Source organism: Sphingobacterium micropteri, assembly GCF_014692515.1.
Classification (GTDB): Bacteria; Bacteroidota; Bacteroidia; order Sphingobacteriales; family Sphingobacteriaceae; genus Sphingobacterium; species Sphingobacterium micropteri.
In genome coordinates this window covers 51,370-65,338 of the sequence record NZ_JACOIK010000019.1, presented here as the reverse complement: position 1 = coordinate 65,338, position 13,969 = coordinate 51,370, and the positions used below count along the sequence as shown (strand labels likewise).

At 42.1% G+C, this 13,969-nt stretch carries 14 protein-coding genes and 1 rRNA gene; 6 read left to right on the top strand and 9 right to left on the bottom strand.

Features of this window, described 5'->3' with window-relative positions; genetic code table 11:
- Positions 1 to 78 (bottom strand): 16S ribosomal RNA (locus tag H8B06_RS19985); the annotation flags it as partial.
- Between the two features lie 590 nt (positions 79 to 668).
- Between H8B06_RS19985 and H8B06_RS19980 the strand changes: the two genes are divergently transcribed.
- The 3 genes from H8B06_RS19980 to H8B06_RS19970 all read left to right on the top strand — a co-directional run bounded on the left by H8B06_RS19980 (position 669) and on the right by H8B06_RS19970 (position 3,339).
- Positions 669 to 1,022 carry a BlaI/MecI/CopY family transcriptional regulator gene (locus H8B06_RS19980; protein ID WP_130142333.1) on the top strand — a complete coding sequence of 118 codons (354 nt, stop codon included), beginning with the start codon at positions 669 to 671 and terminating at the stop codon, positions 1,020 to 1,022.
- A gap of 11 nt (positions 1,023 to 1,033) precedes the next feature.
- On the top strand, positions 1,034 to 2,674 hold the full coding sequence (locus H8B06_RS19975) for a M56 family metallopeptidase (RefSeq protein ID WP_190995952.1): 1,641 nt from the start codon (positions 1,034 to 1,036) through the stop codon (positions 2,672 to 2,674).
- Between the two features lie 62 nt (positions 2,675 to 2,736).
- Positions 2,737 to 3,339: a trimeric intracellular cation channel family protein gene (locus tag H8B06_RS19970; protein ID WP_190995951.1), complete on the top strand. Its 603-nt coding sequence runs from the start codon at positions 2,737 to 2,739 to the stop codon at positions 3,337 to 3,339.
- A gap of 14 nt (positions 3,340 to 3,353) precedes the next feature.
- Here H8B06_RS19970 and def read toward each other — a convergent pair whose 3' ends face one another.
- On the bottom strand, positions 3,354 to 3,941 hold the full coding sequence (gene def, locus H8B06_RS19965) for a peptide deformylase (RefSeq protein ID WP_130142330.1): 588 nt from the start codon (positions 3,939 to 3,941) through the stop codon (positions 3,354 to 3,356).
- Between the two features lie 74 nt (positions 3,942 to 4,015).
- Here def and H8B06_RS19960 point away from each other — a divergent pair, with 74 nt between their 5' ends.
- The 3 genes from H8B06_RS19960 (at position 4,016) to miaA (ending at position 6,985) form a co-directional block, all read left to right on the top strand.
- Positions 4,016 to 4,789 (top strand): hypothetical protein, encoded by a 774-nt coding sequence (locus tag H8B06_RS19960; RefSeq protein ID WP_190995950.1) that lies wholly within the window; start codon positions 4,016 to 4,018, stop codon positions 4,787 to 4,789.
- Positions 4,790 to 4,910: 121 nt separating this feature from the next.
- Positions 4,911 to 6,083: a Gfo/Idh/MocA family protein gene (locus tag H8B06_RS19955; protein WP_190995949.1), complete on the top strand. Its 1,173-nt coding sequence runs from the start codon at positions 4,911 to 4,913 to the stop codon at positions 6,081 to 6,083.
- Complete coding sequence (miaA, locus tag H8B06_RS19950) at positions 6,080 to 6,985, top strand: tRNA (adenosine(37)-N6)-dimethylallyltransferase MiaA (RefSeq protein WP_317170963.1); 906 nt, start codon at positions 6,080 to 6,082, stop codon at positions 6,983 to 6,985. Before H8B06_RS19955 ends, miaA begins: the two co-directional genes overlap by 4 nt.
- Before the next feature lie 84 nt (positions 6,986 to 7,069).
- Here miaA and H8B06_RS19945 read toward each other — a convergent pair whose 3' ends face one another.
- The 7 genes from H8B06_RS19945 to H8B06_RS19915 all read right to left on the bottom strand — a co-directional run bounded on the left by H8B06_RS19945 (position 7,070) and on the right by H8B06_RS19915 (position 13,962).
- Positions 7,070 to 8,623 carry an Rne/Rng family ribonuclease gene (locus H8B06_RS19945; RefSeq protein WP_190995948.1) on the bottom strand — a complete coding sequence of 518 codons (1,554 nt, stop codon included), beginning with the start codon at positions 8,621 to 8,623 and terminating at the stop codon, positions 7,070 to 7,072.
- A 277-nt stretch (positions 8,624 to 8,900) separates the two neighbouring features.
- Positions 8,901 to 9,734: a tetratricopeptide repeat protein gene (locus H8B06_RS19940; RefSeq protein ID WP_190995947.1), complete on the bottom strand. Its 834-nt coding sequence runs from the start codon at positions 9,732 to 9,734 to the stop codon at positions 8,901 to 8,903.
- A gap of 12 nt (positions 9,735 to 9,746) precedes the next feature.
- A complete protein-coding gene (locus H8B06_RS19935; protein WP_130142325.1) occupies positions 9,747 to 10,031 on the bottom strand; it encodes an HU family DNA-binding protein in 285 nt (94 codons plus the stop codon).
- Positions 10,032 to 10,245: 214 nt separating this feature from the next.
- Positions 10,246 to 10,704: a hypothetical protein gene (locus H8B06_RS19930; protein WP_190995946.1), complete on the bottom strand. Its 459-nt coding sequence runs from the start codon at positions 10,702 to 10,704 to the stop codon at positions 10,246 to 10,248.
- Positions 10,705 to 10,981: 277 nt separating this feature from the next.
- Entirely contained in the window at positions 10,982 to 11,236 is a 255-nt protein-coding gene (locus H8B06_RS19925; protein WP_190995945.1) for a hypothetical protein, read from the bottom strand.
- 129 nt (positions 11,237 to 11,365) lie between these two features.
- Positions 11,366 to 12,778: an MFS transporter gene (locus H8B06_RS19920; protein ID WP_190995944.1), complete on the bottom strand. Its 1,413-nt coding sequence runs from the start codon at positions 12,776 to 12,778 to the stop codon at positions 11,366 to 11,368.
- Positions 12,754 to 13,962, bottom strand: coding sequence for a glycoside hydrolase family 130 protein (locus tag H8B06_RS19915; RefSeq protein WP_190995943.1), 1,209 nt, complete (start codon positions 13,960 to 13,962; stop codon positions 12,754 to 12,756). Before H8B06_RS19915 ends, H8B06_RS19920 begins: the two co-directional genes overlap by 25 nt.
- Positions 13,963 to 13,969 lie beyond the last annotated feature (7 nt).

The following is a 13,969-nucleotide window of genomic DNA, read 5'->3' as shown; positions in this document are numbered from 1 at the left end:
ACCGCAATCCCGTCCGACTTGCATGTATTAGGCCTGCCGCTAGCGTTCATCCTGAGCCAGGATCAAACTCTCCATTGTAAAAATGTAAATTGACCCCGGTCATCTTAATCTGACCGGTTCGTCAGTAATTGTACTGTACGGCCCGGACCGAAAAAATTGTAATCCTATTACAGCTCTCGCCCCTCTTAAGGGCTCCTGCTGCGCTACATGATCATATATCTTAAAGAACTCCTCTCGCCGCCGCTTCGCGCTTTGGCACTATATCGATACAGCTCAAGGCCGTATAAATTATCTCTTTTTTTAACCCCTCGTTCCCGAAGGGACTGCAAAGGTAGGGATGTTTTTCGAAATAACAAAAAAAATATTTTCTTTTCTTCACCTATCCCCTTTCAATATATCCTGTCACCAGGACGCGCTCCCTCGCGGAGTGGGGCAAAGGTAGAAACTTTAACAATACACTCCAAGCCCCCAAACACTTTTGCTCCCAAAAAACCCGCAAGATACTGGAAACCTGATCGATATTTTTTGCTGGCAACTTATAGTCCACCATCAGACGGCCCCGCGAACAATTCTGGACATTGGATTATGAAAAAAAAGATACTTACTATTTGGAATATACGAAACACTTCGTACATTTGACTACGAAAACATTCGTAGATTAAAAAAAGATGAAACCGACAGATAGTGAAATGGAGATATTGCAAATCCTCTGGGAAAAAGGGGAGAGCAGTGTACGACACGTACATGAAGAGCTTAATAAAAAAGACATTGGATATACCACCACGTTAAAGCTGATGCAAATTATGTTGGACAAGGGGATGGTTTCACGTGACGCCTCAGCAAAGACGCATTTGTACAAAGCTTCACTAAGTAAAGAACAAACACAACATACCTTTTTAGAAAAGATGATCAACACGGTATACAATGGTTCTACTGCTCGTTTGGTTATGCAGGCACTTGGCAACAAACGTACAAGTAAGGAAGAAATTGAGTTAATCAAAAAATATTTAGACAATCTTTAAATCGACAAAATATGAATGGTCTACTTCAAAATATCACGCAGGCATTAGGATGGAGCATGGCGCATTCCCTCTGGCAAGGAGCGTTAATATATGGCATGCTATGTTTCCTTTATCTCTTTTTGCCAAAACTGACGGCTAAAAATAAATACGCCTTTGCCTTATTTGGACAATTTATTCTCTCTATCGCATTTGTCATTACTTTTGGCCATTACATGGATATCTCATCTACTTCGGAAGAAGTATTTATGGATTACGTAGCTGCGCCGTTGGTCTTATCTTCAGAAACTTCTTCTTCGTTTTTAAAAGCTGTAAACCCGTTATTGCCGTGGATGAGTTCCTTATATGTATTGGGACTTTCTTTCCAGTTCATCATTTTTAGCAGCAGTTTGTCCAAACTCCGTTATCTCAAAACACGAGGATTGTCTACTATTCCTATTGTGTGGGATCAATCTTTCCGAGATATTTGTTTTAAACTTCAAATCAAACAACATATACAATTTCATTTATCGGAAAAAATATCTGTACCCATGGTAATAGGGCATCTAAAGCCAATCATTCTATTTCCGGTTGCATTTGTCAATCATCTTGAATTAGAGCAAGTAGAATCTATATTAATACATGAATTGGCACATATTAAACGACAGGATTATTTATTCAACCTATTCAAGGTTGCCATGGAAACAATATTATTTTTCAACCCTTTTGTTTGGCTTCTTTCCCGCTATATAGACACTGAACGGGAACATGCCTGCGATGATATCGTCATGAAATGGACGCCATCATCCATTGCCTACGCTCAAGCATTAATGTCTGTTGAATGCCTTAAAAGTACAGCTGCTCCTATGTACGCTATGGCTGCTATAGGCAAAAAACATCATTTATTACATCGCATACAAAGAATCACGAATATGGAAAAAAATCATCTCCATGCACGACAACATCTTATAGCTGTTGTTCTTTGCTCCTTCGCATTACTTACTATAGCTTGGATCTCTCCTTCAGAAAAACCAGTTACTACTGTTACAGAAGAAATCAACATGACACCAGCTGTAGAAGACCCCACCGCAATTTATCAGATACCTCCAGCAGCGGCTGCCCCAGATTATCCCTCTTTTCTTCAGGATACTATAACACCTCCTTTGTCTCCTGAAGAACCTCAAACAGAAGAAACATATATTAAAGATGTAGAAGCCGAAGCTAAAAAGATTGAAGCCTATTACAACTCGCCCAAGTGGAAAAATAAAATCGCTGATATAGAAAAACAAGCGAGAAAAACAGAAGAATATTTTACCTCATCGGAATGGAAAGCACAAATAGCAGAGATAGAAGCCGAAGCTAAAAAGATTGAAGCCTATTACAACTCGCCCGCGTGGAAAAACAAAGTCGCAGAAATAGAGACACAAGCCGCAAAAAAAACAGAGGAATATTTCAATTCATCGGAATGGAAATCGAAGCTAGCGGACATCGAAGAAAATACGAAAAAAATCGAAGCTTATTACAACTCGCCCGAGTGGAAAAATAAGATCGCAGATATAGAGACACAGGCGAAAAAAGTAGGTGAATATTTCAATTCAGCAGAGTGGAAAGAAAAAATAGCCGATATCGAAGCAAGTGCTAAAAATATGGCAGAACACTATAACTCCCTTCAGTAATACTATGACCATCCCGCAATAATGCACTATCTTTGTGCATTATTTATCACCATTATTGCGGGATGAACATTATTTATTGCATCGACCTTCTAGGCACTATGGTTTTTGCCATATCGGGTGCTATGGCGGCTAATCGTTCAGGGATGGACATTTTTGGGGCTACGTTTACCGGTTTTGTGACAGCCATAGGCGGTGGATCCTTACGGGATGTATTTTTGAATTTGCGTCCCATATGGGTAGATGACAGCAACTACCTTATTGCCATTCTAATCGGTGTTCTTATTTCTATTGCTGGAAACAGGCAGTTACATCGCCTGGCTAGAACGCTAACTTTCTTTGATGCGTTGGGAATAGGTTTCTTCTGTGTAGTGGGTGTACAGAAATCCCTTACCTATGAAAGCACACAGACAGCTGCCGTTATTCTGGGTGTTTTCTCTGCTGTCATGGGTGGGGTGATTCGCGATACCTTAATGAATGAAACACCGTTGATTTTTCGAAAAGAAATATACGCCACAGCTTGTCTATCCGGAGCAATTATATATATGATTCTAGGTTCTTGGGGGGTTGATACAGCAGTAAATGCTTTTGTCTCCACGCTAACCGTTTCGGCCATCCGTCTTGCCGCAGTCAAATATAAATTATCCTTACCCGGAATAGGTGGTTAAAAAAAAGGTAGTTGCTACCTTTTCTTTTTGGGATTCGGAAATTTCATCTTATATCCTACATGCACCATCCCTTTGGATATGGTATCTAATTTCCCCTTTAACATCGCTTTCTTGAGCGGGCTCAGTTTGTCGACAAAAAGTTTGCCTTCGATATGATCGTACTCGTGTTGAACAACACGGGCAGCAAGACCAGAGAGTTCTACTTCATGTTCTTCAAAATTTTCATCTAAATAATTAATCACAACATGGGACGGGCGCATGACCTCTTCATTAATGTCCGGAATGCTCAAACAGCCCTCGTTAAAACCCCATTTCTCGCCTTTTTCTGCGATGATAATCGGATTAATCAATACTTTTTTAAAGTCTTTCAATGCCGGATCACCCTCACCATCTTCGTCGTCTTCTGCAAACGGAGAAGCATCAATCACAAACAAACGAATGGGCAGCCCTATTTGGGGTGCAGCAAGCCCCACTCCTCGAGCGGCGTACATGGTCTCAAACATATCGCTGATTAACTCCTTTAAATTAGGGTAATCCTCATCAATTTCTTCTGCTTTTTTTCTCAATATAGGGTCGCCGTATGCGACTATCGGTAATTTCATCTAATTAATATAATATGATACAAAGGTATCAATAATAATTTATTCCGCTTTAGATTGTGCTAACTTTGTATACTATGGTGATACCTCTAGCAATAGAAAACTTTATTTCTACACTACAGAAGGATCTGGGCATTTTCTTTTCCCGAGAAGACTTCGATGGTGTAATCGTCTTACAAGCGCTTACGCCCGATATTGCTTTGGTAATCTATTTCGAAGAAAATGCAGTGCGCATCAACATGGGCGATCGGCGCACTTTTCATATTGATCAAGATCAAATTTTAAAAGATCCGCACAAAATCCGCACCCGCATATGTTCGCTATTGGGGAGAGGACAAGTGATCTATGGCCGTCAAACGGTCGTCGCGCGTATCGATAAAGGTGTCGCCTTAGCTTTTTTAGAAGAAAACCACCTGCAAGTTGCTATTCCCGGAAAATATCGCTACGGGCTATTCGACAAGGGAGAACTCGTATCCGTTGCTATTTTCAGTGGCGGCCGACGAATGCGGGAGCAAGCGTCTAATTATCGATCTTTCGAGCTTATACGTTTTTGCCACAAGGCAGGATACCGCGTCGTAGGCGGCCTGTCCAAGCTCCTTAAGGCATTCATAAAAGATTTTCATCCAAATGATATTATGACCTATGTGGACAGGGATTGGGCACAGGTTTCGAACCTCCGTACATTGGGTTTTGAAGAGCAGGGCTGTATCTCTCCCCAAGCTTTCTGGGTTGTGGGTAAGGAACGACATCATATAATGGGTGTGGAGCATTTCATTCTACTCCAACAAACTTATCCTTCAGGTTATCTTTCCCACAACAGCGGAAGTACAAAATTGGTGCTCCGGCTATGAAACCGATCCTGATTTGTAAGGAAAGCTCTCATCAGCCACTAAAGAAAAATAATTGGATGAAAACTAGTCTGGGTTGTGTATATTTAACACTTAGAAATTTAACTAAACAAAATAATTACATATGAAACGTAAACTACGGATGGGCATGGTTGGTGGTGGTAAAGATGCTTTCATTGGCGCCGTGCACCGAATCGCCGCATTTATGGACGGAAAAATAGAGCTAGTATGTGGTGCCTTCAGCATCAATCCGGAAATTTCCCGTCAATCTGCAGCGGAACTTTTTGTTGCACCGGACCGCGTATATGCGGATTACGAAGAGATGATAACGAAAGAAGCGCAGCTACCAGAAGGGGAGCGCATGGACTTTCTAACGGTAGTTACGCCCAATTTTCTACATTTTGCGCCCGCAAAGATGGCCTTAGAAAATGGTTTTGATGTCGTCATAGAAAAACCCATGACCGTCACGCTAGAGGAGGCAAAAGAACTTAAAGCTGTTGTAGAAAAAACAGGAAGAACCCTTTGCCTCACGCATACCTATTCAGGTTATCCAATGGTAAAACAGGCAAAAGCTATGGTAAAGGAGGGACATCTCGGCAAAATCCGGAAGATTGTGGTGGAATACCCGCAAGGCTGGTTAAGCCGCCTATCAGAACGTGAGGGAAATGCCGGTGCTGCTTGGCGTGCTGATCCGAAAAAATCAGGCTTATCGCTTGTAATGGGCGATATTGGAACGCATGCTGCTCATTTGGCAGAGTATGTTTCCGGACTAAAAATCACGGAGCTTTGTGCCGATCTTAGTACGTTGGTAGAAGGACGTGTATTAGACGATGATGGATCCGTATTATTACGGTTCGACAATGGCGCTAAAGGTGTTTTGATGGCATCACAAATTTCCGCTGGCGAGGAAAATGCGGTAAGAATACGTATTTACGGCGAAAAGGGTGGGTTAGAATGGGCCAATGAAGACCCGAATAACCTGATCGTTAAAATGCTGGATCAGCCTCGACAACTCTATCGAACGGGCAATGCCTACAACGCTCCTTATACGCTAAGTTCCTTTGCTACGCACAATACCCGTATACCTGCTGGACATCCGGAAGGATTGCTGGAAGCATTTGCAAACATTTACCGCAATTTTGCGGCTACTGCAAGTGCGAAACGCGAGGGAAGAGAACCTTCTCCTGAGGAATTGGATTTCCCAACCGTGGACGACGGTGTTCGTGGAATGGCTTTTGTTCAAAATGTCGTTGCAAGCAATGCAAGCAATGAAAAATGGACTAAATTTGAAATGTGAGCACTAGCGCAAGCATAAACGAGATCATTCATCAGGCGAAAGAAAAACTTTCGCCTGATTTATTAATCATCATACTCGGCCCTACTGCTTCGGGCAAGACCAAACTTGCTGTAGAATTAGCGACACAAATTGACGGTGAAATTATATCGGCGGATTCTCGTCAGGTATATAGGGATATGGATATCGGAACCGGCAAAGATCTGGAAGAATATCAAGAGGTGCCTTACCATCTTATCAATATCAAAAACCCGGGCGATAAATACAACGCAGATCTTTTTAGGCAGGACTTCTTTAAAGCTTATGATCATATTATTAATGTGCAGAAACGACCTATACTCTGTGGCGGCTCTGGTTCGTATATACAATCTGTTTTACAATACCGGCCCTATGCACAAATTCCAAAGGATAGTTGTCTTCAAAAAAAACTATCTCAACTACCTGAAGAAGAGCTTCTCGAGCGGATTCATACTATTGGCATTCCGCCAGACCTCCAGATAGATTTTCATAACCATAAACGACTGGTAAGGGCGCTCGAAATCCTCTTATACCTACAACACCATCCCCAACCAAAGCAGCTACAGCGCATCGTCCCTAATTATCTGGTATTCGGGCTTTGTCCTCCATTGGAGAAAAGAAGGATATCGATTACACAAAGACTTCATGCACGGTTACAGCAGGGGCTTGTTGAAGAAGTAAAGCATCTTATCGAGAGGGGAATAAATCCAGCGGATTTAATCTATTACGGTCTGGAATACAAATACACAACCTTATACTTACAAGGGGCACTGACTTATCCCGAATTGCTCGAAAAATTAAATACAGAGATACACCGATATGCGAAACGGCAAATGACTTACTTCCGAAAAATGGAAAAAGACGGTATTAAAATACACTGGTTATAGCGCTCCTCAATCACGCACGCCATCAGCTAAAAATGTAAAAAGGACGACCCTTGAGGAATCGTCCTTTTATAATCTCTTCCAGACTTACAGTTTAATCTCTTCGTCTTTGGAATTAAAGAATCTAAATTGTGTCAAATGATAAGATGATACGGTTTTCACCTTAATCCATTTACCGTATTTAAAAAGCCATTTGAGCCTAATAGAGAACAAACCAGACTTAATGTAGGCGCCTATATAGGGGTGAACACAGAGTGTAATTCCCTTTTCGTTTTGTTCTTGTAAGATGTAACTCAAATTACTTTCAATATCGTCTAGCAATACGATGCTAGAACGAATTTCGCCAGTTCCTCCACATGCCGGACATTTTTCATTTGTCACTACACTCATTTCGGGTCTGACACGCTGTCGGGTTATTTGCACCAATCCAAATTTACTTGGTGGAAGAATAGTATGCTTGGCGCGATCGTTTGCCATGCATTCTTTCAAAAACCCATACAATTCTTTGCGATTGGCCGGTTTATGCATATCGATAAAATCGATAACCACAATTCCTCCCATATCACGTAATCGCAATTGCCTTGCGATTTCCTTTGCTGCTTCTTTATTTACCAGCAGCGCATTTTCTTCTTGATTTTCTTTACTAGCAATCCGGTTTCCGCTATTAACATCCACGACGTGGAGTGCTTCGGTGTGCTCAATAACGAGATAAGCCCCCCCTTGCAGGTTTACCGTTTTGCCGAAAGCCGCCTTAATTTGTTTTTCGACACCGAAATGGTCAAAAATAGGTTCTTTATGTTTATAAAGTCTGACTATCTTTTCCAGGTCAGGCGAAATTTCTTGCACATACGATTTTACTTCCTCATATAATGCATAGTCATTGACATGAATATGTGTGAATTCGTCCGTTAGTATATCGCGCAAAATGGTAGAAGCTCTATCCATTTCCCCTAATACTTTCTGAGCGGGTTCAACACTTTTAAGGCGTTTGGTAAAAAGTTCCCATTTCGAGATTAAATCTAAAAGGTCTTTCTCTAATTCGTCTACACCTTTTCCTTCCGAAACTGTCCGTATAATAACGCCGAAGTTGGGTGGTTTAATACTTTCCACTATTTTCTTCAGTCTATTCCGTTCAGCACTTCCTTTAATTCTCTTGGATATGGAAACTGCGCTTGAAAAAGGAACCAATACAACGAATCTACCTGCGATGGAGAGGTCCGAACTTAATCGGGGACCTTTAGTCGAGATAGGCTCTTTGGCAATCTGCACTGGTAAAAGCACGTTTCGGCTTAATATATCCGAAATCTTCCCTGCTTTATCAATATCCTTTTCAAGCTTCAAACTATTGAGCAGCTTCTCTTGATAGCTGCCATTCTTTACTATTCGTGTTAGCTTGAGCAAAGACTGAACCTGAGGTCCTAAATCCAAATAATGTAAGAACGCATCTTTTTCGTAGCCTACATCTACGAAAGCGGCATTGAGGCCAGGCATGATCTTTTTGATACGCCCCAGATAAATATCGCCTACGGCAAAATTATTATCGGCCTGCTCCTTGTTCAGCTCAACAAGCTGTTTGTCCTGTAGTAAAGCAATAGTCACCCCCTTGTCGGGAGTTGAATCAATAATTAATTCCTTTACCAACAGCTACTCATTTACGGCTCTATACGCGCTGTATTTAGCCTGATGAAACATAAAAACGCATTAATGAAAAAATACAATCTACAGTTTTTCAAACGTAAAACTATAGATTGTATGACGTCTTATAGGCTTCGGCCTAAAAGACCAACAAGCTTATTTCTTCTTGTGTCTATTTTTTCTTAAACGTTTTTTACGCTTGTGCGTAGCCATTTTGTGTCTTTTTCTTTTTTTTCCGCTTGGCATAGCTTTAATGTTTTTAATGAATAAATTAATATGTTAATTACTTGCTGAGTTCTTCCACACGTCTGTCGATGAACTGAGATAAGGTTGGATCTGCGGCCATCTCTTTACTTTTCTGAAAAGCGGCGATGGCTTCGTTCTTCAATCCAATATTTTCGTAGCCCGTTGCTAAATAAAAGTACGACTCTGCATCGGGGCTCAATTCGACAACTGTTTTGAATCGCTCAATAGCTTTGTCGAATTGTCGAGATTGTAAAGAAAACAATCCCAATGTTTTGTTTGCATTAATGTTTTTCGGGTCTTTCGCAACAACTTCCTGTAACAAAGCGATTCCTGCCATTGGGCTACCGCCTCCTGTTACCATAGCTGCACCTAATCCTGTTTTTGCGTCCAAATTGTTTTCGTCTAGTGCTATTGCTTTTTCATACGATCGAATGGCTAGTCTGTTTAGCTCTGCGGACATTGCTGTATCTTGCAGATTCGTGTATGCCGTCCGATAGGCGTCTCCAGCTTTCAACAAATACTCAAATTTAGGTGAAATTTCGGCCATTTCCTCATAGACAAACCCTTGAGGAGCAAACTTAGCCACATCGTCCCATTTTTGCACCAATTGTTCCAACAGCGCCAGCTTTTCTTCTCCACTGGTCTGCGCTACTTTCTCCTCCAACGCCGTAATTTCCTGTGCAATGCTGGCATTTATCGACTGTTTGGTAATTTCAGATACACTTTGGAAATTAAAAGCTGAAGAAGTCGTCGCATCTGCTGAACTATTAGCTCCTTTGTTTTCGTCTACCAAACCTTTTATAGGACGCGCCAAAAGTCCACCCATTAAGGCGACGACAATAACGATCACTATGATTTGTTTGGTATTCATTTTGGTTCAGTTTTACTTGTTACCGTGTTTAACTTTTTCCACAAAAACTTTTGCCGGTTTAAAGCTTGGCACATAGTGTGCCGGAATGATAATCGCTGTGTTTTTTGAAATATTACGAGCTGTTTTCTCTGCTCTTTTCTTCACAACAAAACTTCCGAAACCTCTAACGTATACATTCTCTCCGCTAATCATCGCATTTTTCACAACCTTAAAAAACGCCTCTACTGTTTCTTGAACATCTACTTTCTCTAAGCCTGTTTTATTAGAGATTTCCGCAATAATTTCTGCTTTAGTCATATCTGTTTTTACTGTAATTATTTATTTCTCAACCCTTAACGCAACAGCAGTTTGGGGATGCAAAAGTATCTTTTTTTTATGATGTTTAAAAATTTATTTTGTTTTTTTACCAAACTTCGTCCATTCAAAAACTTTTCTGTATCAACCATTTACTATATTTTAGATAGGTCGACCGCAAATATATGACGACAGCGCCTCATCGCTTTCGTCAATTTTAGTACAATTTAAGTGGAATATTCAACGTCACGGAACCGGTTAGCCCTTTCAGTGGTTTAAAATCTTCTTTTGTCCGTATATCGAATCCATAGCCTACCCCTAAATCCACCATGGAAAGTACACTTATGCCTACTTTGGGTGTAATCGTATAGGGTGTAGCCTCTGCCTGTATAAATGGAAAAATTAAACGATTGCTTAAATAATAGGTTATGCTCACTTCAGGGATGATGGTAGTCTTACGCTGCATCCACGCAAAGTTTGCGCCAGCATTAAACTTTATATATTGATAATCATTTGGTGCAAATAACCCCCAGCCCGAAGCTTTCAGGAAGTTCCCACTTTGGTATTGCCATCCTACAGACGGCCCCCATATCCAACCTAATTTTTGTGGATTTTGTGCGTGTAATGTCCCCGCCCAACAGCAAAAGATGATTATCAATCCCTGTATTTTCTTCATGTTTTCTATTTTCCATCTAAATTTAACCTAAATTTTTGGATTTCCTAGTACCAGACCATAACCATAAAATGAGGCGCTAGGCCGAAATGTAGCATTTTAAAGCAATACGACGTTATAAGATAAAACGTAATAACATAACAAATTAATTAGTTATCAAGCCTATCTTTCATGTATGAAACAACTTTATTTAGCATATTGCTTAACCTTTTTAGCATTGAGTTTTTCACTTTCATGCGATAAAACTGAAATTAGTACCGATAAGCGTTACACGGGACGGTTACTTGCAAGGGATTGCCCAAGCTATGCCGTGGTCGAGATTACCAATGCGAATATCAACCAAGAATGGCGTTTTGATGGTAAAGTTTACAAAAATGTCATTGGGATCTGGAATATGCCGGATGACATTGCAATAGGTGATAACATTTCCTTTTATATCGATCTTTCCACGGATAGACAATCCTGTCAAGCAGAAAAATTTTGTCAAGCAATCATAGGCATCGACCCCTTGGAACAGAGTTACTGCTGTAATCATGTGCAGCTGATAAATTAAATAGAAAAGCTTTCCGTCTTTTTCAATTAGTTGGTTTTTTTATAGTTGTAAATTGCCCATCCATTAAGGAGTACCGCAAAAACAGTATAGTCTGGATCTATTTTTGAACCACTAAGATGCACCCGTTTTATCGTTGTTTCTTCTCGTTTGCAGCTCATCGGAGATCAGGAGCATTTTCTTTTCGTTCAGCGGATAAAAACAGATAAAGGCAATCGATAAAGCCGTCCCTATGGCGGGAAACAGGCTCAGGAACATCCGGATACCTTTTAGCGTTTCGGCGGATTGCTCGAAGTTCGCTTGAAAACCAAAATAGCCGAGTAACCATCCTGTAACGGCGGTTCCCAAAGCCCAGCCGAGTTTCTGGCTCATGGAAGACGAGCTAAAAATCAGCCCTGTCGCCCTATTCCCGGTATTAAACTCGGAATAGTCCGCACAATCGGCATACATGGACCAAAGTAAGGGGAATACCGTGCCGGCGCAGATACTGATCAACACCTGTAATCCAAAAATTCCCCACAAGTCATCGCTTCCGAGCCAAAAAAAAGCCGTGCTACCTATAGTTGCTAAACCCATTGCTAAGACGAAAGTGGCTTTTTTTCCAATTCTATTACTCAGCGGAGCCGCCGAGATAACACCCACGATATTAGCCACCTGCCCAAGGGACAGATATAGTCCGCTCAATACAAAAGGAATACGAAATAGGCTAATCTCACCAAAGGTCTCCTCTTGGACGTAATATTTAAAATAATACAGAGCTGCCCCATCCCGCACGGAATTAAACAACAAGGTCATGATGCTGGCGCCCAGTAATATCCACCACGGACCGTTGCGCACCAAGTCCCGGAGATCTTCCTTGAGGGTGGATTGCTGCTCTGGAATGTTGGTTACCCGTTCACGCGTCCATGAGAAACACAACAAAAATAGAACTACGCTACATGCGGCGATAACCACAGCTGCCATGGTCCAGCCCTGCTGCTGGTCTGTAAGCGCCTTGCTACCGCCACTAAAGTAACTTACTAGTGGACTGAACAACAGCAGGGTTACGAAGCTCCCTAGATAAGCAAAGGTCATCCGATACGTGGCCAATACGTTACGGACCTTGGGTGAAGGACTGATTACACCTAACAAGGACGCATAAGGAACATTGATAGCCGAATATACCATCATCATGATGGAATAGGTCAGATACGCATACACCACCTTGCCGATATCTCCAAATGCAGGTGTATAAAATGTCAGCACGCCCATTATACCGAAGGGTATCGCCATATAGAGCATAAAAGGCCGGAACTTCCCCCAGCGGGTATGGATGCGGTCGGCAAAAACGCCGACGACAGGATCAAACAGGGAATCCCATACGCGGGTAATCAAAAACATGGTGCCGACCACCTTCGCCTCCATTCCGAAAATATCTGTATAGAAAAACATCAGGTACATCCCAAACAACTTCCAATACATAGAAGATGCGGCATCGCCCAAGCCGTAGGCGATTTTTTCTTTTACACTGATCCGGTTGCTTTCCATATACTGGGGTTGAGCCTTAAGTTGCTATTTTTATTAATCAGATCCGTCAACACCTGTACGGATGTGGCCGAACGATACCCGTCTGCAGCAGTGTGCAAACAGTAATCCAATAATCTGTCTATACTGGACACAGCCACATGCATACGAGTATCACTAGAGGCGTAATAAATATACACTTTTCCTTCTTCATCCGTTATCCAACCGTTCGAAAAAAGCACATTGGACACATCCCCGATCCGCTCTTCACCTTCCGGTGCCATAAAATACCCGGCTGGTTCGGCGATCAGTTTGTCCGGTTGATCCAGGTCGGTCAGATATAAGTACAAAACATAACGAAGCCCTGCGGCACAGCTACGGACACCATGCGCCAGGTGCAACCAACCTTTGGGTGTTTTGAGCGGGGCGGGACCCTCTCCGTTCTTCATCTCCTTTATGGTATGGTAAAACCGATGGTTCAGTATACGCTCCTCCGTTATTACCGCATGTTCCATACTGTCCACCAATGCCCACCCAATTCCACCGCCATTTCCGGCATCAATAAAGCCATCCTGCGGGCGTGTGTACAAGGCATATTTTCCTTTTACAAAGGCGGGATGGAGTACGACGTTTCGCTGCTGGCTTTTGGATTGTAGATCCGGCAACCTTTCCCATACCACGAGATCTTTGCTCCGGACAATGCCCGCTGAAGCCACAGCCGTCGATAGATCTCCGGCTTGTGCATTGGGATCTTTCCGTTCGGTACAAAACAGCCCGTATATCCATCCATCCTCGTGCGCCGTGAGACGCATATCATACACATTGACGTCCGGATCATCCAGTTCGGGAATTGCGATAGGGTGGTTCCAAAAAACAAAATTATCGACGCCGGTAGGACTCTCGGCGATCGCAAAAAAAGACTTACGATCATTTCCCTCAACCCGTACGACGAGTACAAATTTCTCTTTCCACCGGATGGCTCCGGCATTGAACGTTGCGTTGATGCCAAACCGTTCCATAAAATAAGGATTGGTATCCCGCGAGAGATCGTAGCGCCAGAAAACCGGTGTATGCTCTGCCGTAAGCACTGGATATCGATAACGTTCAAAGACTCCATTGCCATGTAAAATCGGCTCATTTTTCCGATTGATCAATTGTTGGTGTGCTGCATGCATGGCTGCAACGCGCGTAGCAAATAAATCGTTCATCGTATCA